Origin of the sequence: Micromonospora sp. WMMA1976 (assembly GCF_027497335.1) — a bacterium.
GTDB lineage: Bacteria > Actinomycetota > Actinomycetes > Mycobacteriales > Micromonosporaceae > Micromonospora > Micromonospora aurantiaca.
In genome coordinates, this window is the sequence record NZ_CP114912.1 from 1,671,449 (window position 1) to 1,696,167 (window position 24,719).

General features: G+C 73.5%; 21 protein-coding genes and 1 pseudogene. 10 read left to right on the plus strand and 12 right to left on the minus strand.

Annotated features, from left to right (window positions below):
* The first annotated feature begins 2 nt into the window (after nucleotides 1-2).
* Nucleotides 3-929 carry a PfkB family carbohydrate kinase gene (locus O7546_RS07935; RefSeq protein WP_194801040.1) on the plus strand — a complete coding sequence of 309 codons (927 nt, stop codon included), beginning with the start codon at nucleotides 3-5 and terminating at the stop codon, nucleotides 927-929.
* Nucleotides 919-1,749, plus strand: a complete 831-nt coding sequence (locus tag O7546_RS07940; RefSeq protein ID WP_194800836.1) for a 5'/3'-nucleotidase SurE — start codon at nucleotides 919-921, stop codon at nucleotides 1,747-1,749. Before O7546_RS07935 ends, O7546_RS07940 begins: the two co-directional genes overlap by 11 nt.
* Before the next feature lie 48 nt (nucleotides 1,750-1,797).
* Here O7546_RS07940 and O7546_RS07945 read toward each other — a convergent pair whose 3' ends face one another.
* Both O7546_RS07945 and O7546_RS07950 read right to left on the minus strand, forming a co-directional pair.
* On the minus strand, nucleotides 1,798-2,025 hold the full coding sequence (locus tag O7546_RS07945; protein ID WP_013474689.1) for a hypothetical protein: 228 nt from the start codon (nucleotides 2,023-2,025) through the stop codon (nucleotides 1,798-1,800).
* Between the two features lie 68 nt (nucleotides 2,026-2,093).
* Nucleotides 2,094-2,921: an alpha/beta fold hydrolase gene (locus tag O7546_RS07950; protein WP_194800837.1), complete on the minus strand. Its 828-nt coding sequence runs from the start codon at nucleotides 2,919-2,921 to the stop codon at nucleotides 2,094-2,096.
* A gap of 96 nt (nucleotides 2,922-3,017) precedes the next feature.
* Between O7546_RS07950 and O7546_RS07955 the strand changes: the two genes are divergently transcribed.
* Nucleotides 3,018-4,052, plus strand: coding sequence for a sigma-70 family RNA polymerase sigma factor (locus tag O7546_RS07955; protein ID WP_194800838.1), 1,035 nt, complete (start codon nucleotides 3,018-3,020; stop codon nucleotides 4,050-4,052).
* A 30-nt stretch (nucleotides 4,053-4,082) separates the two neighbouring features.
* Here O7546_RS07955 and O7546_RS07960 read toward each other — a convergent pair.
* Nucleotides 4,083-4,316: pseudogene (locus tag O7546_RS07960) on the minus strand (hypothetical protein); the annotation flags it as partial.
* A 252-nt stretch (nucleotides 4,317-4,568) separates the two neighbouring features.
* Here O7546_RS07960 and O7546_RS07965 point away from each other — a divergent pair.
* Complete coding sequence (locus O7546_RS07965) at nucleotides 4,569-5,060, plus strand: winged helix-turn-helix domain-containing protein (RefSeq protein ID WP_194800839.1); 492 nt, start codon at nucleotides 4,569-4,571, stop codon at nucleotides 5,058-5,060.
* Nucleotides 5,061-5,317: 257 nt separating this feature from the next.
* Here O7546_RS07965 and O7546_RS07970 read toward each other — a convergent pair whose 3' ends face one another.
* Nucleotides 5,318-9,715 carry a S8 family serine peptidase gene (locus O7546_RS07970; protein ID WP_281600681.1) on the minus strand — a complete coding sequence of 1,466 codons (4,398 nt, stop codon included), beginning with the start codon at nucleotides 9,713-9,715 and terminating at the stop codon, nucleotides 5,318-5,320.
* A gap of 259 nt (nucleotides 9,716-9,974) precedes the next feature.
* Between O7546_RS07970 and O7546_RS07975 the strand changes: the two genes are divergently transcribed.
* The 3 genes from O7546_RS07975 to O7546_RS07985 all read left to right on the plus strand — a co-directional run bounded on the left by O7546_RS07975 (nucleotide 9,975) and on the right by O7546_RS07985 (nucleotide 15,481).
* Complete coding sequence (locus O7546_RS07975; protein ID WP_194800841.1) at nucleotides 9,975-10,544, plus strand: winged helix-turn-helix domain-containing protein; 570 nt, start codon at nucleotides 9,975-9,977, stop codon at nucleotides 10,542-10,544.
* A 21-nt stretch (nucleotides 10,545-10,565) separates the two neighbouring features.
* Nucleotides 10,566-12,011, plus strand: coding sequence for a cryptochrome/photolyase family protein (locus tag O7546_RS07980; RefSeq protein ID WP_228532070.1), 1,446 nt, complete (start codon nucleotides 10,566-10,568; stop codon nucleotides 12,009-12,011).
* 239 nt (nucleotides 12,012-12,250) lie between these two features.
* Nucleotides 12,251-15,481: an Ig-like domain-containing protein gene (locus O7546_RS07985; protein ID WP_269696472.1), complete on the plus strand. Its 3,231-nt coding sequence runs from the start codon at nucleotides 12,251-12,253 to the stop codon at nucleotides 15,479-15,481.
* Between the two features lie 63 nt (nucleotides 15,482-15,544).
* Here O7546_RS07985 and O7546_RS07990 read toward each other — a convergent pair whose 3' ends face one another.
* The 3 genes from O7546_RS07990 to O7546_RS08000 form a co-directional block, all read right to left on the minus strand.
* Nucleotides 15,545-16,591 carry a zinc-dependent alcohol dehydrogenase family protein gene (locus O7546_RS07990; protein WP_194800843.1) on the minus strand — a complete coding sequence of 349 codons (1,047 nt, stop codon included), beginning with the start codon at nucleotides 16,589-16,591 and terminating at the stop codon, nucleotides 15,545-15,547.
* 346 nt (nucleotides 16,592-16,937) lie between these two features.
* Nucleotides 16,938-17,657, minus strand: a complete 720-nt coding sequence (locus O7546_RS07995) for a hypothetical protein (protein ID WP_281601147.1) — start codon at nucleotides 17,655-17,657, stop codon at nucleotides 16,938-16,940.
* Nucleotides 17,658-17,662: 5 nt separating this feature from the next.
* Entirely contained in the window at nucleotides 17,663-18,166 is a 504-nt protein-coding gene (locus tag O7546_RS08000; RefSeq protein ID WP_194801042.1) for a SigE family RNA polymerase sigma factor, read from the minus strand.
* Between the two features lie 136 nt (nucleotides 18,167-18,302).
* Here O7546_RS08000 and O7546_RS08005 point away from each other — a divergent pair, with 136 nt between their 5' ends.
* Nucleotides 18,303-19,097 (plus strand): DUF3152 domain-containing protein, encoded by a 795-nt coding sequence (locus O7546_RS08005; RefSeq protein ID WP_194800845.1) that lies wholly within the window; start codon nucleotides 18,303-18,305, stop codon nucleotides 19,095-19,097.
* Between the two features lie 71 nt (nucleotides 19,098-19,168).
* On the opposite strand, the gene O7546_RS08010 is transcribed toward O7546_RS08005, so the two are convergent.
* The 5 genes from O7546_RS08010 to O7546_RS08030 form a co-directional block, all read right to left on the minus strand.
* On the minus strand, nucleotides 19,169-19,996 hold the full coding sequence (locus tag O7546_RS08010; RefSeq protein WP_228532109.1) for a DUF72 domain-containing protein: 828 nt from the start codon (nucleotides 19,994-19,996) through the stop codon (nucleotides 19,169-19,171).
* A 29-nt stretch (nucleotides 19,997-20,025) separates the two neighbouring features.
* Nucleotides 20,026-20,655, minus strand: coding sequence for a hypothetical protein (locus tag O7546_RS08015; protein WP_194801056.1), 630 nt, complete (start codon nucleotides 20,653-20,655; stop codon nucleotides 20,026-20,028).
* Entirely contained in the window at nucleotides 20,652-20,798 is a 147-nt protein-coding gene (locus tag O7546_RS08020; RefSeq protein WP_194800846.1) for a hypothetical protein, read from the minus strand. Before O7546_RS08020 ends, O7546_RS08015 begins: the two co-directional genes overlap by 4 nt.
* A gap of 95 nt (nucleotides 20,799-20,893) precedes the next feature.
* Nucleotides 20,894-21,499, minus strand: a complete 606-nt coding sequence (gene prfH, locus O7546_RS08025) for a peptide chain release factor H (protein WP_194800847.1) — start codon at nucleotides 21,497-21,499, stop codon at nucleotides 20,894-20,896.
* Entirely contained in the window at nucleotides 21,496-22,650 is a 1,155-nt protein-coding gene (locus tag O7546_RS08030) for an RNA ligase RtcB family protein (protein WP_194800848.1), read from the minus strand. The genes prfH and O7546_RS08030 overlap by 4 nt, the downstream gene beginning before the upstream one ends.
* Before the next feature lie 218 nt (nucleotides 22,651-22,868).
* On the opposite strand from O7546_RS08030, the gene O7546_RS08035 reads away from it, so the two are divergent.
* Together O7546_RS08035 and O7546_RS08040 are read left to right on the plus strand one after the other, a co-directional pair.
* Nucleotides 22,869-23,627, plus strand: coding sequence for a peptidylprolyl isomerase (locus O7546_RS08035; protein ID WP_194800849.1), 759 nt, complete (start codon nucleotides 22,869-22,871; stop codon nucleotides 23,625-23,627).
* A 70-nt stretch (nucleotides 23,628-23,697) separates the two neighbouring features.
* Complete coding sequence (locus O7546_RS08040; protein ID WP_194800850.1) at nucleotides 23,698-24,675, plus strand: DUF2804 domain-containing protein; 978 nt, start codon at nucleotides 23,698-23,700, stop codon at nucleotides 24,673-24,675.
* The last annotated feature ends 44 nt before the right edge of the window (nucleotides 24,676-24,719 follow it).

The following is a 24,719-nucleotide window of genomic DNA, read 5'->3' on the forward strand; positions in this document are numbered from 1 at the left end:
TGATGGTGTTCGCCCCGGCCCCGCTGCTGACGGTGACGATCGAGCAGCAGGGCGACGTACCCGAGCTGCACCTGCACCCCGGCGGGCAGGGGGTGTGGCAGACCCGGATGATCGCGGCACTCGGCGTACCGGTGACGATGTGCGTGGGTCTCGGCGGCGAGGTGGGCGACGCGGTCCGCAAGTTGCTCGACGACGAGGACGTCACGGTCCGGATGGTGCGGCGGGAGTCCGGCACCGGCTGGTACGTGCACGACCGGCGCGACGGCGAGCGGACCGAGATCGCCGAGCACCCGGGCGCGCCGATGGTGCGGCACGACATCGACGAGCTGTACACGGTGACGCTCACCGAGGGGCTGCGCGCGCCGGTGAGCGTGCTCAGCGGCCCGGCCGACCCGCAGGTGGTGGACCCGGACATCTACCGCCGCCTCGCCGCCGATCTGAGCGCCAACGGCGGCACAGTGGTGGCCGACCTGTCCGGGCCGTACCTGGAGGCGGTGCTCGACGGCGGCGTGAGCGTGCTGAAGGTCAGCCACGAGGAACTGCTCGACGACGGCCTGGCCAAGGACGACAGCGTCGAGGCGCTGCGCGACGCCGGCCGCCGGTGCCAGGAGCGGGGCGCGCGGACGGTGCTGATCAGCCGCGCGGGGGAGCCCGCGCTGGCGCTGCCGGAGGACGGCGAGCCGCTGCTGGTGCACGCCCCGCCGCTGGAGCCGGCCGACCACCGGGGCGCCGGTGACTCGATGACCGCCGGGGTGGCGGCGGTGCTGGCCCGGGGCGGGGACCTGCGGGAGGCGCTGCACGTCGGCGCCGCCGCCGGAGCGCTCAACGTGACCCGGCACGGGCTGGGCACCGGCCGGGCCGAGGCGGTACGCGAGCTGGCCGGCCGGGTGCGGCTGACCCCGCTGGACGGCGGCGACGATGACGACTGACCGGCCGCCACGGGTGCTCGTGACGAACGACGACGGTGTGCACGCCCCCGGCATCCGCGCGCTGGCCCGGGCCGCGTACGAACGGGGGATGGACGTGGTGGTCGCGGCGCCGGAGGCCGAGGCGAGCGGGATGAGCGCGGCGCTGTCGGCGGTGACCGACGACGGGCGTCTGGTGTTCCGCGAGACCGAGCTGGACGGCCTGCCGGGTGTGCCCGCGTACGCGGTGGCGGCCTCCCCGGCGTACATCGCGGTGCTGGCCGGCCTGGGTGTGTTCGGGCCGGTGCCGGACCTGCTGCTGTCCGGCATCAACAGGGGCGCCAACGCGGGCCACGCGGTCCTGCACTCCGGCACCGTCGGCGCGGCGCTGACCGCCGGCAACAACGGCATCCGGGCGCTCGCCGTGTCGCTCGACGTGCTCACCGCGGCGGCGGCGAGCGCCGGCAGCGGTGGCGCGGCGATCGCGGTGCTGGACAGCGTGGACGACGAGTCCCGCCACTGGTCGAGCGCCGCCGAGCTGGCCGCGACGCTGCTGCCGTGGCTGGCCGGCGCGGATCCGGGCACGGTGCTGAACCTCAACGTGCCGGACCGGCCGGCCGACCAGGTGGCCGGGCTGCGCCAGGCGACACTGGCCCCGTTCGGTCAGGTGCAGGTGTCCGTCGCCGAGCGCGGTGAGGGATTCGTGCGGACGGCGGTGGAGGCGAGCGCGGTCCGCGCGGTCCCCGGCACCGACATCGCCTGGCTGGCCGACGGGTACGCCGCGGTCACCGCGATCCGGGCGCTCGGGCACCTGCCCGACGTGGAACTGCCGGTCGACGGCTGAGGACGGCTCCGCCCCGCCACCGTCGTACGGATGGCGGGGCGGAGATCGTCACTCGCCGGCCGCGCGCCTGCGGTCGGCCTCGGCGTCGGCGGCGCCCACCGGGGTGCCGTCGCTGTCCCGGTCGGCCCGCGACAGGTCCACGTCGGCGCCGGCCCGGGCGGCGTCGGCAGCCGCGTCGTCGGCGCCGACGACCTCACCACCGTCGGTCTGTCCGTCGTCGGGGACCAGCCGCCCGGCGGCGGCCAGCCCGATCGGTGCGTACCTGGGGTCGGTCATCTCGTCCTCCTCACCGGTGCTCCTGCGCAAGCGGTACCCCGGTACGGGACGCGGCACACGCGCGCGGGTCAGCGGCCGCGGTCGAGGAAGTCCAGGGTGACCGCGGCGAACAGCGGCGACTGGTCGATGTCGTAGTGGGTCAGGCCGGGCAGGATCGCCAGCGCGTGTCCGCCCGCCGGGCGGCCCTCACCCGTCCAGCCGCCGTCGCGCCGGCCGCCGTCGAGCAGCCCGAACACCTCGACGAAGTGGCTCGGCGGGGCCATGTCGGCGTCGGCGGCCACCACGAGCGTCGGCACCCGCAGGGCACGGACCTGCTCGGTGAAGTCGAAGTCCGTCCGCATCGCCTCGCCGATCTTGTCGAGCAGCCGGGGGAAGTCCTCCGGACGCGGCGCGACCCGCTGGTACAGCTCGTACATCGGCGTGTCCTTCATGTACTCGGCCGCCGCGGCGCCGACCTGACCCTGCTGCGCCAGCAGTTCCGGGTAGACGGCGTCGCGGCGGATGTGCGCGGACGCGGCGACCAGCCGGCCGATCCTGTCGGGGTGCCGGAAACCGGTGTGCAGGGCGACGCCGCCGCCGAGAGAGAAGCCGACCACGTCCGGGCGGTCCAGCCCGAGGTGGTCGATCAGCGCGGCCACGTCGTCGGCCATCAGCGCCATGTCGAGCGGCCGGTCCACGTCGGCGGTGCGGCCGTGCCCCTGGAGGTCCACCACGATCACCTGGTGCCGGGCGGCCAGCGTGGGCAGGAGCGGCGCGAACATCTCACCCGAGGTGAGGCCGCCGTGCAGCAGGATCATCGGCCGGCCCTCGCCGTGCGTCTCGTAGTAGAGGTGGACGCCGTTGACGTCGGCGTACCGCCCCGGGGCCTGTGTCTCGTCGCGCTGCGCTGTGGTCATCGGTGCTCCTCGGACGTGGTGACCTGACGGCTGGTGGACCGGCCGGGCGGCACGGACTCATCGGTGCGGGCCCGAACGTGCTCGCATTGACGCAGCATGTGGGCTAGTTTCGGCGGGGTGAGCGAGGTGGCGAGCGTCCCCGTCGAGGCGCAACTCGAGGAGTACCGGTCGGAGCTGACCGGCTACTGCTACCGGATGCTGGGTTCGGCCTTCGAGGCCGAGGACGCGGTACAGGACACATTCGTCCGTGCCTGGCGTAATTTCGACAAGTTCGAGGGGCGGTCCGCGCTGCGGACCTGGCTCTACCGGATCGCGACGAACGTCTGCCTGTCCATGTCCACCAGCGCGCAGCGCCGGGTCCGGCCGATGGACCTCGGTCCGGCCGGCGTCGGCACCGCCACCCACCCCGGCGAGCCCCGCCCGGAGCAGATCTGGCTCGGCCCGGCGCCCGACGACCGGGTGCTGCCGGAGGTCGCCGACCCGGCCGAGGTGGTGGCCGGCCGGGAGTCGGTCCGGCTGGCGTTCGTCGCGGCGTTGCAGCACCTGCCGCCGAAACAGCGGGCCGTGCTGATCCTGCGCGAGGTGCTGGCGTGGTCGGCCCAGGAGGTCGCCGACCTGCTCGACACGTCGGTGGCGAGCGTCAACAGCGCGCTGCAACGGGCGCGCGCCACGCTCGCCTCGGCCGACACCGAGGCCGACGTGCGCCGGCCGCTCGACAGCGAGCAGCAGGCGCTGCTCGCCCGCTACGTGCGGGCCTTCGAGGCGTACGACCTGACGGCGCTCACCGCGCTGCTGCACGAGGACGCGACGCTGTCGATGCCGCCGCTGCCGCTGTGGCTGCGCGGCCCCGAGCACATCGCGGCGTGGATGGCCGGCACCGGCAGCGGCTGCCGCGGCTCCCGCCTGGTGCCGACCGCCGCCAACGGGATGCCGGCGTTCGGGCACTACCGGCGCGACCCCGACGGCTCAGGCCACGTGCCCTGGGCGCTGATCGTGATCGGTGTCTCCGGCGGCCGGATCACGTCGCTCAACAACTTCCTCGACGTCGAGCGCCTGTTCCCGTTGTTCGGACTGCCGGACCGGCTCGAGGAGGGTGCCGGCCAGCCCGAGCAGGCCGGCGAGCTCGCGTAGCTCGTCGCAGGCCCCGCGTACCTCCAGCCGCCAGCCGAACCGCCGCGCGGTCAGCCGCATCCGTGCCAGCACCTCGACCGTGACCAGGTCGGGCGCGCTCACCGCGGACACGTCGCACACCACCACGCCCCGGTCGCGGCCGCGCAGCGCCTCGGCCAGGTCGGCGCAGCGGGCCGCGATGTCCGCGCGGGTCGGCGTCCCGTCGGGCAGGCAGAGCAGGTGGGTGATCACACGCATTGGACCGCCGTACGCCCCGTCTCTCATCGGTACGCGCGTGCCGAACACGGCCCGGCGCACGTTGCCTCGAACACCTTGTTGCACGCAGTTACATCGACGTTAACTGCTATACCAATCATCGGTGCTCAGCTATATGATCCCGGTAGTTCACCCCGAAGCCTCACGAAACCGCAGCTCCCACACCCCTCGGGTCGAACTCCGCAAGCCAGGTGCCTCCGCAACGTCGTGCCTGGCGACCGCCCGGCGTTGTGGTTCGGCCTGCCGGAAAGGTGGGAACGGATGACAGGGCTCCCGTCCTTGGTCATCGGCATCGCGTCCTCGTCGGCCGAGCGCCGGCAGCTCGCCCAACTGCTCGGCGGCACCGAGTCCTTCCTGATCGTGTCCAGCGCCCATCAGGCCCGCCGTTTCCTCGACCTGGTGCGCAGGCCCGCGCTGGCCCCGGCGCCGCAGCCGCCCGCGGCTGACGAGGCGCCGGCCGAGCCACCCCGGCGGGATCTGGCCGTCGACTCCGACCGGCGGGTGCTGCGCTGGCGGGAGCGGGAGATCGGGCTGACGCCCCTGGAGCACGACCTGATCGTCTGCCTGGCCGGCACGCCCGGTCAGGTGTGGACGTACGCCCGGCTGCACCGCGCCGTCTGGGGCAACGACCACTTGGGACGGGGCTCCGACATGCACTCGGTGGTCCGCCGCCTCCGCCGCAAGTTGGGCCGCCTCGACGCTTCCGCCACGATCCACGCCGTCCGAGGCGTAGGTTTCCGCCTCACCCCCTGACAGTCCTGACCCACCCACCCACCCCACCCCTGGCTCGGCGATCTTGCACTTTTGGCCCCCGGCGTGTCCCTTTGGCGCACTTTGCCAGGGCTGCAAGTGCAAGATCGCCGGGGCTTGTGGGGTGGCGTGGGCGGATGCTCGTTCGGGCAGCTGCCGGCCGGGAGCCGGGAGCCGTGGTGGTCTCCACTCACGGACCAACAGGAGTGGGACGACCCGCCCGGTGTGTGCCGGGCGGGCCGTCCTCGTCGGTGCTGAGGTCAGCAGCGGGTGGGGGAGAGGGTGAAGTCCTCCACCGTGGGCGTGCTGCTGTTGATCTTCGTCTGGCGCGTCTGGGGCTTCCAGCCGTCCTTTGCGACGATCAGCGTCAGCGGGTTGTTGCGCCGGTCCATCCAGTAGGCGTACCGGCCCTGGGCGTCGGTGGTGAAGGTGTACGAGTTCGCCCAGGAGTCGACCTGCACTGTCACGCCTGCCAGCGGCGCGGTGGCGCCCTGGCAGCTCTTGCCGGAGACCGTGCCGGACAGCTTGCCCCAGGTGGTCGGCGGCTGCGCGATCATCGTCACCGTCACCGGCTCCACCGTGTACGGGGTGTTCTCCTTGATCACCACTGATGCCGAGTACGTGCCGGGCTGGTCGACGTTCGCGGTCATGCCGACCGTGACGGTCACCTTCTCACCCGGCGCCAGCGTGACCTTCGACTTGTCGACGGTCAGCCAGCTCACGTCGGCAGTGCCCTCGGCGCACTCGCCGAAGCCGGGCAGGACCTCGCTGTCCTTGGTGGCCGTGAAGCCGCCCGACGAACCACCGATCTTGTAGAACCCGCAGGCCGCGCCACCCCGGTAGCGGGGGGCGTTGGCGTTGGGCAGGTTGGCCCACGAGTTGGTCGCCGGGTCGAACGCGAAGCCGGCGTTGGTGATGGCGCCGCCCTGCGACCCGCCGACGACCAGCAGCTTGCCGCCTGCGACGGCGTACGAGGAGGCCCAGCTGTCGGCCGGCGCGTCCGGGATGGCGGTCCAGGCTCCTGCGGCCGGGTCGAAGGCGTAACCGACCTTCTGCGACGTGGTGCCGTCGTTGCCGCCGGTGCAGTAGACGGTGCCGTCGATCCCGCCGCAGGACAGGAACGCCACCGACTTCGGGTACGCCGGCAGCGTCTCCCAGGCGTCGGCGCCCGGGTCGTACCGGACCACCGAGTTGGCCATCGGCGTGCAGCTCGCGGTGGTGCAGCCGCCGATCGCGTACAGCTTGCCGTCCGCGACCGCCTGGCCGGCCGCCGCGCGCGGCGCCGGGTTGTCGGCCTTGCGGGTCCACGTGTTCGCCGCCGGGTCGTACGAGAAGGTGGCGGCGTCCGGACCGGCGGCACCCCAGCCGCCGGTGGCGATGATCTTGCCGTCGATCACGCCGACCGTCATGGCGTTGCGCGCGCCGGGCAGGTCGGCGATCCCCGTCCACGTCTGGGTGATCGGGTCGTACTTGTAGTTCTTGGCGCTCGACGCGGTGCCGTCGCCACCGGCGATGGAGTAGACGGTGCCGTCGACGTTGACGACCCGGTTGTCCATCACGTTCGCCGGGTAGCCCGGGATGGTGGTCCAGGGGTCCGCCTGCGGTGCGGCGGCGGCGATCGCGTTCGACGACTTGCCCGACGAGCGGGCCGCGAACGACGTGGCGGCAGTCAGCCGTTGCGCCGGCGCGCCGGTGGAGCCGAGCAGGGCCTGCTCGGACAGCTGGGAGCCGTCGGCCCGTTGCAGTACGAACCCGCCGTCGCGCTCACTGAACTCGGCGGTGACCGGGGCCCCGCCGGTGTTCGTGACGGTGAACGTCTTGCTGACCTTCCCGCTCGGCATCCGGACCGTGCCGGTGATCGAGGTCGGCTTCACCGACAGCCGGCCGGCGGCGAGCTGGAAGTTGGCCGCGGTGGCCCAGTCCTCCTCGACCGTGACCTGCTTGGTCTGGCTCACGTAGTTGCCCGCGCCGGCGGTGAACGGGTGCGTCCCGGTCAGCGAGGAGAACATCCAGTAGAAGCCGTCGGGCAGCTCGGTGTCGTCGGGCGTGGCGACCGTGGTGGCCTTCTCCGCCGGACGGTCCTTGCTGGTCACCGTGGCGCCGTTGAGGTAGCCGTTGTCGTTCTTGTCGCGGACGTGGCCGAGCACCAGGCCGCCCGTGACCGGCTTGCAGACGAGCTTGCTGCCGATGAGGACGTTGTCGACCTGCCACCACCATTCCCAGCTCGCCTCGTAGTAGTGGAAGCGCACCCGCACCTGCGACTGGCCGGCCGCCTGCGGGATCGGCACCTCGGTCACCCGCGGGCCGCGCACGTCGGCGGCCTGCCGGAGCACGTTGCTCCACGTGGTGCCGCCGTCCAGGCTCAGGTCGACGTCCGCGCGGTCGCTGTTGAGCCAGTTGTAGTCCTGGTTGAAGCGGATCACCGGCGTGGTCACGCCGGTCAGGTCGACCACCGGGCTGACCAGCGACGTGTCCTGCCGCCCGCCGCTGCCGTAGTTGTCGCTGTCGATGATGGCGAAGTTGCCGCTGCCGCCGGTCAGGTTGCCGCGCTCACCGGCGTCGGTGAACTCCCAGACCTGGCCGGTGCCGGCGTTGTCCACCACGCTCCAGCCGTCCGGGACACCGGTGCCGTCGAACGTCTCGTACTCGCCGTCGGAGCTGACGGTGTAGCCGGGGGCGGTGGTGCACGCCTCCGGGTTCGCCTGCACCGCGATGTTGGCGGTCACGTTGCCCGTGCCGACGGTGACCTCCTTGGTGGTGGTCAGGTAGCCGGCGTACTGCGGCTCGACGGTGAGGCGGTACGTCGCACCGGACGGCAGCGACAGGCTGTAGCGGCCGGTCGCCGGCGTCGTGTAGTCGGAGATCGGCGTGCCCTCGACGCTCACCTTCGCGTACAGCGGCCAGCCGTGCCCGGACCCGTCGGTGACCTGCCCGCTGACCGTGACGCTGGGTACCGCGGTGAGCGCGACGTCGAGCGTGGTGGTCGTGTTCGCGGTGATCGTCGCGGACAGCGTGCGGGTCGCGTACCCGAAGGCCGAGACGACCACCTGGTAGTCGCCGGCCGGCAGGAGCGAGGAGTACGTCCCGTCCGCGCCGGTGGTCAGCGTGCGGTCCGCCGGGCCGGTCAGGGTGACGGTCGCGCCGGCGATTTCGGCACCGGTGGCGGCGTCGGTGACCTTGCCGGCCAGCGTGCCGTTGTCGCCGATCGGGGCGGCGGCGAGCAGCGCGAGCGCGTCCAGGCGGCCCTCACCGTAGACGTTGTTGTCGTCGGTGGTGCCGCCGCACTGGGTGTCACCCTTGTCGATGGCCGCGTCGTCGAGCAGCGCGCGGGTCGCCGTGACGTCCCCGACCAGGGTGGGCGCCGCCGACCAGAGCAGCGCGATCGCGCCGGCCAGGTGCGGCGCCGCCATCGAGGTGCCGCTGATGCTGGCGTACGAGTCGGTCGGCACACTGGAGCGCACGTTCACACCCGGCGCCGAGATGTTCGGCTTGATCTCGCCGTTCTGCCCGGTGCCCCGGGACGAGAAGCTGGCGATGTTGTTGTTGATGTCGTACGCGCCGGCCGAGTAGTTGCTCGCCAGGCTGCCCGGCGAGCCGCTGGTCTGGCAGGACGGGCCGTTGTTGCCGTTGGACCAGACGCCGAAGATGCCGGAGGCGTTCCACGCGTCGGTGACGTCCTCCATGAACGGCTCGTTCGACGGCGTCCTGGTGCCCCACGAGTTGTTGATGATGTTGGGGCGCTTGCTGGCGTCCGGGTTCTGCCCGGCGAGGTCGGTGGGCTCCAGCATCCACTGCCCGGAGGAGATCAGCGCGGCGTCGGACGGGCAGCAGCCGTTCGCGGCGATCCACTTGACCTCGGGGGCGACACCGATCTGGTTGGCCCCGTCGGCGCCGGCCATGGTGCCCATGGTGTGCGTGCCGTGGCCGTCGGAGTCGCATGGTGCGGTGGCGCACTCGCCGGCAGCGTCGAACCAGTTGTAGTCGTGGTCGAAGGTGCCGTCACCGTTGTTGCCGCGGTAGGCGTTCACCAGCGCCGGGTGGTCGAACTGGACGCCACTGTCGATGCTCGCCACGGTGATCCCGGCGCCCTTGACGCCGTACTGGGACCAGACGTCGTCGGCGTTGATGTTGGCGATGCCCCACTCCAGGGCGTTCGCCGACTTCTCGTCGGTGCCCTTCGTGGTCTCCGGCAGCTTGTACTCCACCGGTGCGTACAGACCGTCCACCTCGGAGTGGGCGGCGAAGTTCTGCGCCATGGTCAGCGACCCGTCGGTGACCTTGATGGCGTTCGTCGCCCAGAAGGTCTGGTACTTCGTGCCCGAGCGGTCCAGCTCGGCCCGGATCTTCGACTGGCTGTCGGCGGCGGTCTTCTTCAACGCCGCCGCGACGGCGGCGCCGCGCTCGTTCCAGTCCTTGATCGCGGCGGCCTTGCTCAGGTCCGCCTTGGCGCCGAAGTGGATCCAGAAGTCGCCCTCGCTCTTGCCCTGGAGCTGCCGGGTGAGTTCGGGGCGGATCTTGTCGCCGGCCGACGCGCCCGCGCCCGTCTCCGCCTGTGCCGCGGTGCCGGTAGCGGCCAGCGCGGTGGCGGCGAGCACCAGGGCGGCGCCCGCGCTCACCAGCCGCCGGGCCGGGCCCCATCTGTGTGGACGTCTCAGCATCGGTGCTGCCTCCTGTTCCGATGACCCGCTGATGATCGAGCCATGGCAGAAGGGCCAGGAGACGTGCTCTCCCGACTACGACACCGGTGTGAAAAGAACCCCCCAGGCCCCCTAGGCGCCGTGCGGGTCTGCGCCGGACGCCTGAGTGGACACTATGATCGACAGTGAGGAACGATCAATGACCGTACGTGAGCAACATGTCACCAACAGGTCCCCGGTTAGAGCGGCCTGTTGACAGTTTTTGTCACGGTGGGGCGCGGTGACGACTGACGGCACGAACGCGGCGAACTCCGGCACCGACCCGTCGGAGCGCCCATTCTCGCTCGTCATCGGGGTGACGTCGTCCCCGGCCGAACGGCTGCGGCTGACCGAGTTGCTGGACGGCGTCGCGCCCCTTCTGATGGTCACCGATCTGGACGAGCTGCGCGAGTTGATCACCGATGCGCCGGCCTCGGCGCACGCGCCCGCACCGGCCGTCGCGCCGGCTGCGCCAGTACCCCGGGACAAGCCCGCGCCGGACGGCGCGCTGGTCATCGACGCGGCCCGGTCGACCGCCCGGTGGGGCAACCGGGAGACCGCCCTGACCCGGCTGGAGCGTGACCTGCTGACCTGCCTGACCGTCGAGCCGGTACGGGTGTGGAGCTACGCCGAACTGCATCACGCGGTCTGGCACGACGCGCCGACGCACGGCCGGGCCGACGTGCAGTCCCTGGTGAAGCGGCTGCGCCGTAAGCTCGACGAGCTGGGCACCGGCGTCACCATCGCGGCGGTACGCGGCGTCGGCCTGCGGCTGACCGACCACCGCCACCCCCGGGTACGGGGCGACTGACCACACGCCCACTGTGAAGGGATGGCATTGGCACCCTGGCGCTGGCTCCTGGCGGATCAGGCCGGACCGCACTTCCTCGACGACGACTCGCAGCGGGTCCTGCTGGTGGAGGCGCGGTCGCTGTTCGCCGCCCGGCCGATGCACAGGCAGAAGGCACACCTGATCCTGTCCACGCTGCGGCACCGCGCCGCCGGACTCGGCGACCGGGCACGGCTGGTACGGGCCGACACGTTCCGCGAGGCGCTCACCGGGCTGGGCGAGCCGGTCGAGCTGGTGCACCCGGCGTCCCGGGCGGCGTTGGCGTTCGCCAGTACCGTGGACGGGCTGACAGTGCTGCCGCCGCGCGGATTCGTCACCGATCGCGCCGACTTCGCCGCCTGGGCCGACCGGCGGCGCGGCCGGCTGCGCGTCGACGACTTCTACCGGTACGCCCGCGAGCGCCACGACGTGCTGCGCGACCTGCCCGCCCCGGCCCGCCGCCGCCGTGCCCGGCCACCGGTCGACGTGCCGCCGCCCCCGCCGGTCGTCGAGGACGACATCGACGCGCAGGTCCGCCGCGACCTGGACCGCTGGGCGGAGGAGGGGATCCGGTTCACCGGCCGGGACGCGCCGCGCCGTCACCCCGCCACGCACGCCGAGGCGCAGGACCGGCTCACACACTTCCTGACCCATCGGCTGCCCGCGTACGCCGACACCCACGACCTGCTCCGCGACGGTGACGGACTGCTCGCGTACAGCGCGCTGTCGTCCTCGTTCAACAGCGGCCTGCTCGACCCGGAACCGGCGATCCGGGCCGCCGAACGGGCCGGCCGGGACGGCGCCGCGCCGCCCGCCGCGGTGCACCGGTTCGTGCGCGGCCTGCTCGGCTGGCGCGAGTTCTTGTGGCAGCTCTACTGGTACTTCGGGCCGCGGTTCCGGGGCGCCGGCTGGCTCGGCGCCGCGCAGCCGCTGCCGGAGTGGTTCGACCGGCTCGACGCCGACGCGGTGGAGGCCCGCTGCCTCGCCGGCGTGCTCGCGGGCGTCCGGGACACCGCCTGGGCGCACCACACCGCGCGGCTGACGGTGCTCGCCAACTACGGCCTGCAACGCGGCTGGCGTCCCGCCGAACTGGCCGACTGGTTCCGCCGCAGCTTCGTCGACGGCGCGGACTGGGTCATGAACGCCACTGTCATCGGCATGAGCCAGTACGCCGACCTGTCCCGCATCGACACCCGGCCGTGGGCGTTCGACGGTACGCACCTGTTCCGGATCGGTGCCCCGTGCGCCGGCTGCCGGTACGAGCCCGACGTGGCGCTCGGCGACACGGCGTGCCCGTACACCGGGGGTTTCGAGGCGTTCTGGCACCGCAACCGGGAGCGGCTCGCGGCCGATCCCGGGCTGGCGACGGCGCTTGCCGGACGCGACGAACCGCGTCGCCGCGACGCGGTGCTGGCGCAGGAGGACAAGCGCGGCGACGAGGCGCCCTGAGCCCGCCGCGACGGTGATGTCGCGGACCCGACGGCGCACGGCCGGACGGTGACAGCCGGTGACCCGATCGGTGGAGGCGCCCTGCCGGTGTGGCCGGAATTGATGGCGACCGGTCGATTACCGGTGCGGCACGTATCGCGAGAAGTCTTTGCCTCCTACGGTGGCGTCCGGCACGCGGACGGAGGGGACTCGGGAATCACCCGAGAGGGCCGTCCCGGCGGACAGGGAGAGTTGTCTCGATGCGAGTCTGGCTTCGCGCAGTGGCGGTCGTCGCCGCCGGCGCGGTCGTGGTGGCGGGAGTGCCGGCGCTCGCCGCCACCGTCACCGTGCGGGACGCCGGCGTGGCCGGCCACACCGGCGCACAGGCGACGGGAAGCAGCGCCGCGCTCGGCGCCGCGCGTACCACAGCGACCCGTGCGCTGGTCACCCCCGGGGACACCCGGCTGATGCCGACCACGCCCCGCACCGACACGCCGCGGATCACCAACGGCGAGATCACCGACATCGAGGTGATCGGCAACCGCGTCTTCGTCGCCGGCACGTTCACCTCGATCGCGAACGTCGGCGGGTCCGCGATCGCGCAGAAGTCCCTGGCGTCGTACAACCTGGACACCGGCAAGGTGGACACCGGGTTCAAGCCGGTCATCGACGGCGCGGTCGCCGCGGTGGAGGCGTCGCCGGACGGCTCGTCGCTCTACATCGCCGGCGCGTTCAACACGATCAACGGCGTCACCAAGCGCAAGATCGCCCGGCTGAACCCGACCACCGGCGCGCCGATCGCCGCGTTCACCGCCACCGCCAACGCGCGGGCCACCGCGCTCGCGGTCAGCGGCAACGCGGTCTACGTCGGCGGCCAGTTCGCCACCGTCAACGGGGTCAGCCGGAGCGGCCTCGCAGCGCTCAACCCCACCACGGGCGCCGTCGACACCGGCTTCAACCTGCCGCTCACCGGCGGCATCGGCGTCGGCGGCATGCTCACCGTGCAGCAGCTCAAGCTCACCCACGACCGCAGCAAGCTGCTGGTCGTGCACACCGGCCGCCAGATCGCCGGCCAGGACCGTTACGGCGTGGCGCTCATCGGTACGGCGAGCAAGGCGCTGCTGCCCTGGCGTACCCGGCTGTGGGAGGACAACCTCTCCTTCGTCGGCGGCATCCAGCGCGTCTTCGCCGGGGACATCGCGCCGGACGACTCGTACTTCGTGGTCACCAGCGGATCCGGCGGCGACCGCCCGCCGATCAACGACACCGCCATCGCGTACTCGCTGACCGGAAACGACAACGTCGAGCCGCTCTGGATCTCCCGGCACTTCGACAGCATCTACTCGGTCGCGATCACCGACACCGCCGTCTACGTCGGCGGCCACTTCAGCTGGCAGGAGTCGCCCACGTCGAACGTGCCGTGGCCCGGCCTGGACAACGTCGGCTACGGCACCGGCCAGGGGCTCAGCGGCTACGGCCTCGGCGACCAGGTGGTCCGCCGCGACCACCTCGGCGCCCTCGACCCGCTCACCGGCACCGCGCTGGAGTGGAACCCCGGCTCCAACTCGTACGAGGGCGAGAAGGCGATGCTCGCCACCTCGCGCGGCCTGCTCGTCGGCGGTGACGGCAACGTCAAGGGCGGCAAGACCACCGGCCGGGTGGCCTTCTTCGACCTCTCCAAGGAGCCCGCGCCCGCGGCGCTGGACACCACCATCACGACGCCGATCGAGGGTGCGGTGAAGCCGGCGGGCGAGTCGTTCACGATCAGCGGTCAGGCGCTCGCCCCGGCCGGCGTGGCCCGGGTCCAGCTGGAGATCCAGGACCGCAACAGCGGCAAGTACCTCCAGGCCGACCTGACCACCTGGGGCGCGTTCAAGGCGATCAACACGACGGTCGCCGCGCCGAACGCCACCTCCACCACGTGGAGCCTGCCGGTGACGCTGCCGGCCGGGGTCTACCAGTTGCAGGCCAAGACGTTCGACCGCAACGGCGCCGGCGACACCACCAAGGCGGTCAAGAAGATCGAGGCGTTCCGCTTCGACGACCTGCCGCCGACGACCCGGATCAGCTCGCCGGCGGCCGGCCTGGTCGCCACGCAGACGTTCGTGGCCTCCGGCACCGCCACCGACGACAAGGGCGTCAATTCGCTGATCTACTCGTTCCGCACCCCGGACAACAGGTACCTGCAGGACGACGGCACCGTCGCCGCCGTCTACAACACCTTCCGTGGCGAGCCGGACGTGATCGGCGCGACGTCCACGACCTGGCAGTACGAGGTCACGCTGCCCGCCGAGGGACAGTGGAAGATGACCGCCACCGCCGTCGACACGACCGGGCAGAGCGACCTGCGCGGCGACACCCGCGACTGGACCGTCTCCGCGAACGGCGTACCGCCGACGGTGGCGATCACCTCGCCGGTGGCGATGACGCCGCCGGGCAACGCCGTGCCGTTCACCGTCGCGCCCGGCGGGACCGTCACGTTCGCCGGTTCGGCGAGTGACGACGACGCGCTCAAGTCGGTCGAGATCTACCTGCGCAACAACACCACCCGCGAGGCGCTCGCCAGCGACGGCACGTGGGGCGCCGACTCGGTCGCCGGTTACCACCGGATCTCCCCGACCAACCTCGACGCCGCGACGTTCGACTGGTCGTTCACCACGGTGCCGCTCACCCCCGGCGTCTACGACTTCCGGGTACGGGCGACCGACAGGCTCGGCCTGACCACGTCCAGCACCAACATGGGCCGGCTCACCGTCACCGCCCAGGTGCCGGGCGACGCGTTCCCGAACGGGCTGCTCGGCTTCACCGGCACCAACCAGGACATCGACCAGCTGCACCTGGACCTGGCCGGCACGGCGACCGACGACAAGGGTGTGCGGGCGGTCCGGATCGCGCTGCGCGACCTCGACACCGGCCGGTACGTGCAACCGAACGGCACGATGGCCGCCGCGTTCGCCACGGTCGACGCGACGCTCGCCGCGCCGGGCGCGACCAGCACCGCGTTCACGCTCTCGATCGACCTGCCCACCCGGGGCACGTACAGCGTCGAGGCGTGGGCCGTGGACACCGCCGGTCAGCAGGACAACTCGACGAGCGGCGCGACCGCCCGCTACCTGGTCTACCCGGGTGACACCGACCCGACGCTGGAGCCGAGCATCACGCCGGTCGAGGGTCAGGCGTACACCGGTGGCCGGATCGTGGTCACCGGCCGGGCCGTGGACGACGGCGGGATGCAGAAGGTCGAGCTGCAGATCGGCAACAGCGCCGGGCAGGGCATGAACTCGGCCGGCACGTTCGGCCGGGCGGGCGCGCCGACCAGCTGGCCGTGGATCGCCACGTTCCTCACCAGCCCGGGCTCGCCGGGGTCGAACTTCGCGTACACGTCACCGGTGATCCCGGCCGGCACGTACACGGTGACGATCCGCGGCATGGACAACCGGGGGCAGTACCAGCAGCCGCCCCGTACCGTCACGGTGACCGTCACCGACTGACCGGACGGCCTCGCGGGCCGGTCCGCGCCGGGTCTCCCGGCGCCGGGCCGGCCCGTGCCCGTCTCAGGGCCGGATCAGGCACATCCCGGCGGTGGCCGGCCGGTCCATCGTGGCCAGCGCGTCAGGGGCGGCGTCCAGGTCGATGGTGCGGGTGACCAGCTCGGCCGGGCGCAGCACCCCGGCGGTGACCAGCCGCAGCATCTCCGGGTACGCGTGTGCCGGCATGCCGTGGCTGCCGCGCAGCTCCAGCTCGTACGCGATCACCAGGTCCATCGGCAGCGCGGGCCGGCCCTGCGCGGCGGGCAGCAGCCCGACCTGCACGTGCCGGCCGCGCCGGCGCAGGCCCTCGATCGACGCCACGCAGGTGGCGTGACTGCCGAGCGCGTCCAGCGACAGGTGGGCGCCCCCGCCGGTGGTCTCCCGGATCGCGGCGGCCACCTCGCCCGGACCGCCGAGCGCGCTCGCGTCCACGCAGACCGCGGCGCCGCTGCGGCGGGCCAGTTCCAGCGCGCCGGACGACACGTCCACCGCCACCACCCGCGCCCCGCTCGCCGCCGCGACCATCACCGCGGACAGGCCGACGCCGCCGCAGCCGTGCACCGCCACCCACTCGCCCGCCGCGACCCGGCCCTGCGCGACGACGGCCCGGAACGCGGTGGCGAACCGGCAGCCGAGCGCGGCGGCGGCCGCCTCGTCCAGCTCGTCCGGCAGCCGGACCAGGTTGACGTCGGCGTGCCGTACCGCGACCAGTTCGGCGAACGAGCCCCACCCGGTGAAGCCCGGCTGGGTCTGCCGCTCGCACACCTGCTGGTCGCCCGCGAGACACGAGGGGCACCGCCCGCACGCGCAGACGAACGGCGCGGTCACCCGGTCGCCGGGCCGCCACCCGCGCACGTCCGCGCCGGCCGCCACGACGACACCGGCGAACTCGTGCCCCGGTACGTGCGGCACGCGGATGTCCGGGTCGTGGCCCTGCCAGCCGTGCCAGTCGCTGCGGCACAGGCCGGTAGCGCCGACCCGGACGACCACCCCGTCCGGCGCCGGCGCCGGATCATCCACCCGGCAAACCTCCGGCCGCACCCCGAACCGCTCGAACACCACAGCACGCATGCCCCGATCCTCACACCCGCCCACCCCACCCTCGCCCCGCACCCTCACCCGCTCCCCGCGATCTTGCACTTGCGGCCCGGTTGATGTCGCGAATGTCCAATCTGACCGGGCACGAAGTGCAAGATCGCCGACGAGGGGCCGAGGGTCCAGCCGCCTTTCTCACCTGAAGGAGCGGCGGTCTGCATTCTGAGGGCAGTCGTGGATCTTGGTACGAGAGCGCCCTCATAGGGGCTGCGACTGCCCTCCTCCCGCCGGTGATCAAGGAGTTTGTGTCCTCAGCAGGGCGATGTCCGCCCGCAAACTCCTTGATCACCGGGCACAGGAGGGAGGGACAGGGAGGGAGAGGCTACAGGCGGCGGCCCTGGGAGGTGCGGGCGGTGATGCCGTCCAGGGGGGTTCCCGGGGTGAGGGTCTTCGGGTCGAACCAGAAGATCACCACCTGGGGGTCTTCGCTCCAGCGGACCAGCTTCGCCTCGACCTGCCGGCCGTCGACAGTCCCGACGATGCGGGCCGCCGGGCCGACGAAGTAGCCGAACGTGGGGATCGACGCGTCGGTGGGCACCCGCTGCTGGTCGTACCCGATCTCGTGGAAGCCCGGCCGGCGGTCGCTGCCGGTCACGTCGTTCACCAGGAAGTCGGAGGTCAGGCGGCCGTCCGGCGCGCGCCGTCCGGCGACCAGGCCGATCGTCACGCGCGGCAGCTCCGGCACGTCGACCGGGACCATGAAGAACACGCGCGCGTCGGCGCCGTACCGGATGCCGCTGTCCACGACCGTTCCGAGCGGTTGCGGCGGCGCCTTGGTCGGGGCCGGCGCGGCGGTCGGCGTGGGCGGCGGCGGGCCGGGCGACACGGTGGCGACCGGCTCCCCGGGCGGGAGGTCCGGCGGGCCGGACCGCGTCGCCACGGCGTCGACACCGACCGCCACCGCGACCGTCGCCACCGCCGCCGCGACCCCGGCGCCGATCCGCCGGCGGCGGCGCAGCCGGCGTCCCCGGCGCATGATGTCCGCGATGTCCAGGCCGTCGGCCCGTTCGGTCGCCCGCATCGCGCGGCGCAGCTCGTCCATCTCGGTCACCGGCACGTCTCCTGCGGTCGGGGCGCGGACAGACCGGCGGTACGCAGCTTCTCCAGCGCCCGGGACGAGGTGCTCTTGACGGTGCCGACGGACACGTCGAGTTCGCGGGCCACCTGGGCCTCCGGCAGGTCGAAGTAGTGACGCAGGACGACGACGGCGCGTTCGCGCGCGGTGAGCGTGCCGAGCGCGGTGACCAGCCACCGCCGCGTCGCCACCTCCTCGGCCAGGTCGCCTCCGCGTCGCTCCGGGAGGTCCTCGCTCGGGTACTCGCGGATCGGCCGCCGCCAGGTGTCGACGAGGTGGTTCACCAGCACCGACCGGGCGTAGCCGTACGGATCGCCGTTGCGGATCCGGGACCATGACGCGTACGTGCGCACGAGCGCGGTCTGGGCGGCGTCCTCGGCGTGGTGGTGGTTGCCGGTCATGAGGAAGGCGGCGTGCGTCAGCCGCGCGGAGGACGCCCGCGCGAACTCGACGAACTCCGCGTCACCCCGGGCCATGCCGGTCCTCTGCACCTCTCACCCCGGTAGGGACGTGCGGGACGCGGAAAAGGTTGAGTCCCCGCCGGACCAACTTTCGCGACTGGCCACCCGTCCTCATCCCCGCGCCCCCGACCGGGCGCCGAGGGGAGACGAGATGACCAGGACCGTGGACCGGACGCGCGGCGGCGCGGCGGTGATCGCGCTGACGGTGGCGCTGGCCGGGTGCACACCGGCCGTGGCGGACCAGCCCGCAGTCGCGCCGTCCGGGCCGGCCGGACCGTCGGCCGCCGGGCCGGCCGTGTCGGCGGCAGCGCCCGTCCGGCCCCGGCCGGCGCGGATCGGCTATCCCGCCGAGGGCGGCAACCGGTGGCGGTTCGCCGCCGCCGAGCCGGCCACCACAGGGGGTACGGGTCGGCTGCTGCGCTACCGGGTGGCGGTGGAGCGCGACATCACCGGCCTGCCAGCGGCCGAGTTCGGGGCGCAGGTCACCGGCATCCTCGTCGGACCGGGTGGCTGGACGACCGACGGACGGATCGCCCTGCGCCGCGTCGGCGCCCGTGAGCCCGCCGACTTCACCGTCTACCTCGCCACCCCCGGTACGCGCGACGACCTGTGCGGGGACGGTCTGGACCGGTACACGTCCTGCCGTAACGGGGACCGGGTGGTGGTGAACGTGGCCCGCTGGGTGCTCGGCGCGCCCGCGTACGGGAGCGATCTCGCCGCGTACCGCCGGTACGTGGTCAACCACGAGGTGGGCCACCGTCTCGGTCAGGGGCACGAGCGCTGCCCGGGGCGGGGCCGCCCGGCGCCGGTGATGCAGCAGCAGACGCTCGGCCTGCACGGCTGCACCCCGAACCCGCTGCCGTTCCTGCGTGGCGAGCGGTACGCGGGCCCGTCCGGCGCGTACGACGACCGCCTGCCCCCACCGGAGGGCGGCCGGCCGGGCTGAGTGGGACCGCCGGCGGGTCATGCGCCTCGCGCGGCGGCCGGGCCGGCGCCGGCGGCGATCCCATCCGGCGCTCAGAACAGCGTGGCCGGGCCGACCGGCTCCGGCTCGGGCAGCGGCGCGAGCCCGGGAACGCGCTCGCGGACCTGGTCGTGGAAGCGGCGGGCCAGCTCGGGCGCGTCCGCGTTGTCCGGCGTGTGCACGAACACGGTCGGCGAGCGGCCCTCCCGCAGCCAGCCGGTGACCACGTCCAGCCACGGCTGCCAGCCCTCGACGGTGCTTGCCGGGTCGTCGCGGCCCAGGTAGCGCACGATCGGCCGGTCGGTCAGTGCCCGGGTACGCAGCGGGAGGCGTGGCTTGCGCGTCCACGCCTCCCGCTCGGCGTCGCTGGTCGGCGGCGTGCGGAAGAACGCCGTGGTGTCGAACGGGATCCACTCGGCGCCGGCCCGGTGCAGCGTCGCCTCCAGCGCGCGTACCGCACCGGCCTCGGTGAAGAAGGCGGGGTGGCGGACCTCGACGGCGTACCGGTGACCGCTGGGCAGTGTGCGCAGGAACCGGTCGAGGTCGGGCACGTCACCGGGGCCGAACGAGCCGGGCAGCTGGATCCAGAGCGCGTCGGCCCGGGGCCCGAGCGGCTCCATCGCGTGCAGGAACGCCCGCAGTTCCGCCTCGCCGCCGGTGAGCCGGCGCTCGTGCGTGACCACCTTCGGCAGCTTCGGCAGGAAGCGGAAGCCCGGATCGGTCTGCTCGGCCCAGGACGCCACCGTCTGGCGGGCCGGGGTGGCGTAGAACGTGGTGTTGCCCTCCACGGCGTCGCACCACCCGGCGTACGCGCGCAGCCGCTCGTGCGCGGGCAGCGGATGCGGCAGGAAGCGGCCGGACCAGGACTTGTGCGTCCACATGGCACAGCCCACGTGCAGGCGCATCCCGGTCACCGGTAGGGCCAGCTCGTCGAGCCGCCGCGCAGCGCCGCCTCCCGGTTCCACTTCCGGGTGAGGTACAGCGCGAGGCAGCCGAGCCCGGCGAACACCGGCGCGAGCAGCATGAGCAGCAGGCCGGCGCCGAGCCGGAACCGGTCACTCTGGAGGCCCTTCGCCGACGCCAGCGTGAACGCCTCCACGCCGTCAGCGGTGCAGCTCACGAAGTCGGTGTCCATCCAGGTGATGCCCTCGGTGGCCACCACCGGCGTGAACAGCCGTGGGTCACCGCGGTCGGTCATCACAGACGCTGTCCCCTCGGGCCGGGCCCCGGTCAGCTCCCTGCTGCGCTGCTCGCCGGTGGAGTAGACGCGGCTCTTCGCGGTGCACCGGACGGTGGCGGGATCGACGTCGGCCGGCGTCGCGAGGATGAGGATGTTGCCGGGGCGTACGCCGGTGTCCCGCACCTTGATCTCGGCGCCGGGTGCGAACTCGGCGGCGGCGGAGAAGGTCGACGCGGCCGCGAACGGACCCGTCTGGGTCAGCAGCGCGAGGCCGAGGAACCCGGCCAGCAGGAACCCACCCCCGCCGACGAAGATCCACATCGCGACCACGGCGCGGAAGCGTTGCACGAGCGCGCTCACCGGACGCGGTCCATGTCGAAGGCGCCGTCGGTGACCTGTCCGCGCATGGCGTCGCGGAGGTAGGTCTCGGGATCAGTCCCGGCGTCCCCGCCGCAGGAGGCGAGTGAGAGCGCCGCCACCGGACCGGTCCTTCTCCGTCGCATCCGTCCTCCTCGCGCTCGCGTCGCGGCGGGCCGGGGCCGCCCGGTCGCCGCGACCACGGTAGCCGGGGGCGGCAGGCGCGGCGGATCGGGCCGGGTCAGGGCCGCTCCACCCGTACCGGGTCGCCGCGCACGAGCTCGTCGTGGATCCGCCAGCGGGCGTCGACGCCCGCGCGCCGGGCCGCCTCGTCGTCGGCGGCGATCCGCTGCCGCAGCAGCTCGACCGCGATCCGGCGGTTGAGGTGCAGGTGCCGTTCGGTGTCCACCACCACGGTCCGGCCGGACGGGCGGTGCGTGGCCCGGACGGCGGTGCTCGCCTTGTTGCGGTGCTGGCCGCCGGGCCCGCCGGTGCGGCACGGCACGAACTCCACGTCCGCCTCGTGGAACGGCGTGACCACCACGTCGGTCCGGCAGGTCCGCGCGGTGACGTACCAGTTCTTCCGGCCGTGGCCCGTCCGGTATGGGCTGGGCGCCTGCCAGCAGAGCGTGCCGGTCCACCCGGCCGCGAACGCCTCCGCCCCGGCGCCGCTGATCCGGACCAGCACCGACCGGTACGTGCCGGCCCGGTCGCCGGGTACCGTCTCGACCCGCTCGGTACGCAGGCCCCGCCGGGCCGCCTCGCCCTCCATTCGGGACAGCAGCCGGGTCAGTGCCCAGGCGCACTCGGCGGGTCCGCGCCCGGCGGACAGCAGCAGCTCGGTCACCGGCGGCCCTTCCGGCGCTCGTCGCGGCGGCCTGCGTCCGGCGTCTTGTAGGTGACGAGCGGAACCGTGGTGGTGACCGGCGTGGCGAGGTCGTGCGCCACCAGGTCGCCGATCACCTGCTCGATGCGCTTGTACGCGGTGGGCGCCTCCTCGAACAGCAGCTGCCGGTCGCCGCACACCACTATCGAGCCGACCGGCGTACGCCGCAGCTCCTCGACGGTGTGCTTGGCCCGGCCCCGGCGCAGCGCGTCGGCGCGGGACATCTTGCGCCCGGCGCCGTGCGCCACCGAGTAGCCGGCGTCCGGCCCGGCGTGCGCGGCCACCAGGTAGGAGGGTGTGCCACGGGTGCCGGCGATCAGCACGTCCCGCCCGTCGCCCGGCGCCGCGCCCTTGCGGTGCAGGTAGCGGCCGTCGCGGATCTCGACCAGGTTGTGGCACTGGTCGACGACCGGTTCGGTGGGTTCGGCGCCGAGCGCGTACGCGACCCGCGCGGCCAGCAGCCGCCGGTTGAGCGAGCCCCAGCGCACGGCCGCGTCGTGCCGGGCCAGGTAGGCGTCCGGGTCGGGCGCGGGACCGGCGCCGTGCGTCTCGGTGTGCTCGCGCAGGATCCGCTCGCCCAGCCCGCGCGACCCGGAGTGCACCACGAGCACCAGGTCACCGGCGTCCAGTCCGAGCCGCTCGGCGTGCTCCGCCGCGAGGATCGGCCCGACGCGGGCCAGTTCGACGAAGTGGTTGCCGCGTCCGACGGTGCCGAGGCCGTCGAGGTGCCCGGCCGGCACGTCGCCGTCGAGCACCGACCAGGCCGGGTCGTCGGCGTCCCGGTCCGGGTCGAGCGCCCGGTCCAGGTCGGGGAACCGGGCCGCGAGCCGTTCCGGTACGACCCGGCGCAGCGCGATCGGGAAGACCGCGATGCCGCACCCGATGTCGGAGCCGACGAGGAACGGGTAGAGCACGGTCGAGGACATCGCGGCGCCGATCGGCGCGCCCTTGCCGGGGTGCAGATCGGGCATCGCGGCGACGTGCGCCATGCCGTCCAGGGCGGCGACCTGGCGGCACTGGTCGAGCGCGGCGGACTCGATCCAGCTGCCGGGGGAGGAGAAGACGGAGACGGTGGCGGGCACGACGGCCCGCCCGGAGGGGTACGCGGACACAGACGCTCGATTCTGCGGAAAGAGAAGCGGGAACGGCAGGCGGCGAGGAGGGGCCTGCGGGCTGGGTGCGATCCGTCAGAACGTCATGCCGATCACCTTCTCGGACGCGGCGCTGGCCGGCAACCGACTTTCGACCCGCCGAGCGCCCGCGTCGACATCACCCCACCCGATCCATAGACTCCGGTCGTTCTGGTACCACGAGTCCAGGGAGGACCACCGTGTCGAGCGAAACCCGAACGCACGCCGCCTTACCCCTGCTGGCCCGCCTCGCCGGGGTGAGCGTGGCCGCCGCGACGATCGTCGCCGCCGCAGGTGTCGCCGCGACCGCGGCGCCTCCTGCCGACCCCGCGCCCACGAAGGGGCCGTGCGCGTACACGCCGACGCCGGACGAGCCGGCCGCCCGGCCGGTGCCGCTGCCGCCGGACCCGCGCCGCACGCCGGACCGGGGCACCGTGCGGGTCACGCTGCGCACCAACCAGGGGCCGATCGGGTTGACGCTGGACCGTGAGCAGGCGCCGTGCACGGTGCAGAGCTTCCTGCACCTGGTCCGCAAGCGCTTCTACGACCGGACGCCCTGCCACCGACTCACCGCGTACCCGACGCTCACGGTCCTCCAGTGCGGCGACCCGTCCGGCACCGGCGAGGGCGGCCCGGGCTACCGCTACCGCGACGAGCTGCCCACCGACCTGCCGCCCGCGCCGACCGACCCGACCGGTGTACGCCGCCTGTACGCGCGCGGCACCCTGGCCATGGCCAACGCCGGCCCGGACACCAACGGCAGCCAGTTCTTCCTGGTCCAGGCCGACTCGGCGCTGCGCCCCAACTACACGGTGTTCGGTCAGGTCGACGCGGCCGGGCTGGCCACGCTGGACCGGATCTCGGCCGGCGGCATCGCGCCCACCCCGGAGGATCCGGCGCCGGTCGACGGCGCCCCGGCGGTGCCGGTGGAGATCTGCCGCGCCAAGCAGGGCCGCTGACGTAACGGCCCGGCGGGACGGCTGCCGAGGCCGCCCGCCGGGCCCGCGACGGCGTCGGTAGCCTGCGGCGATGACGCATGAGCGGGAGATCACCGAGCCGGTCGACCTGTGCCGGCCGGACGGGCGGCTGAACCCGGACGCGGTCGGCTGGAGCCGCCGGCCGCTGCACCGGGCGAACCTGCGCGGCTGGGGCCGGGCCAAGCGGTGGGAGCACTGGGGTGTGGTCACGCCGACGCACATCCTCGGCCTTGTCGCGTCGTCGCTCGACTACGCCGGGGTGCAGAGCCTCTACCTGCTCGACCGGCGCACCGGCCGGGAGACCACGGCGGAGGCGGTGGTGCCGTTCGCCCGGGGCACTGTGCTGCCGCCGGTCAGCGGCGCCGGCCCGGTCCGGGCCCGGGGCGGGAACCTGACCATCGCAGTCGAGCAGGGCCCGGACGGCAGTACGCTGCGCGCCAGCGCGCCCGGCGTCGAGGTGGACCTGACCGTGCCGCTGCCGCCGGGGCACGAGTCGCTCGGCGTGGTGGTGCCGTGGAGCACGCGACGGTTCCAGTACACGGTCAAGGACATCGGCCGGCCGGTGCACGGCACGATCACCGTGGACGGCACGGCGTACCCGGTGGGGGAGGGGTCGTACGCGGCGCTCGACCACGGCCGGGGCAAGTGGCGGTACGCGGTGCGGTGGAACTGGGCGGCCGGCAGCGGGCCGGGCCGGTCGATCCAGCTCGGCGGCAAGTGGACCGACGGCACCGGCTCGACCGAGAACGCGGTCTTCGTCGACGGGCGGCTGCACAAGATCGGTGCGGATCTGATCTGGGAGTACGACCGCGCCGACTGGCTGCGGCCGTGGCGGATCACCGGTGACCGGGTGGACGTCACGTTCCACCCGTTCCACGAGCGGGTGGCGCGGACCAACCTGCTCGTGCTGGCCGGGGAGACGCACCAGTGCTTCGGGACCTTCACCGGCTGGGCGGCCACAGACGACGGCGGGCGCGTGGACCTGGACGGCCTGGTCGGCTGGGCCGAGGAGGCCCGCAACCGCTGGTGAGGCCGGTCCCCGCCGGGCCGGGCCGTACGCACGGCGTGGGGCGG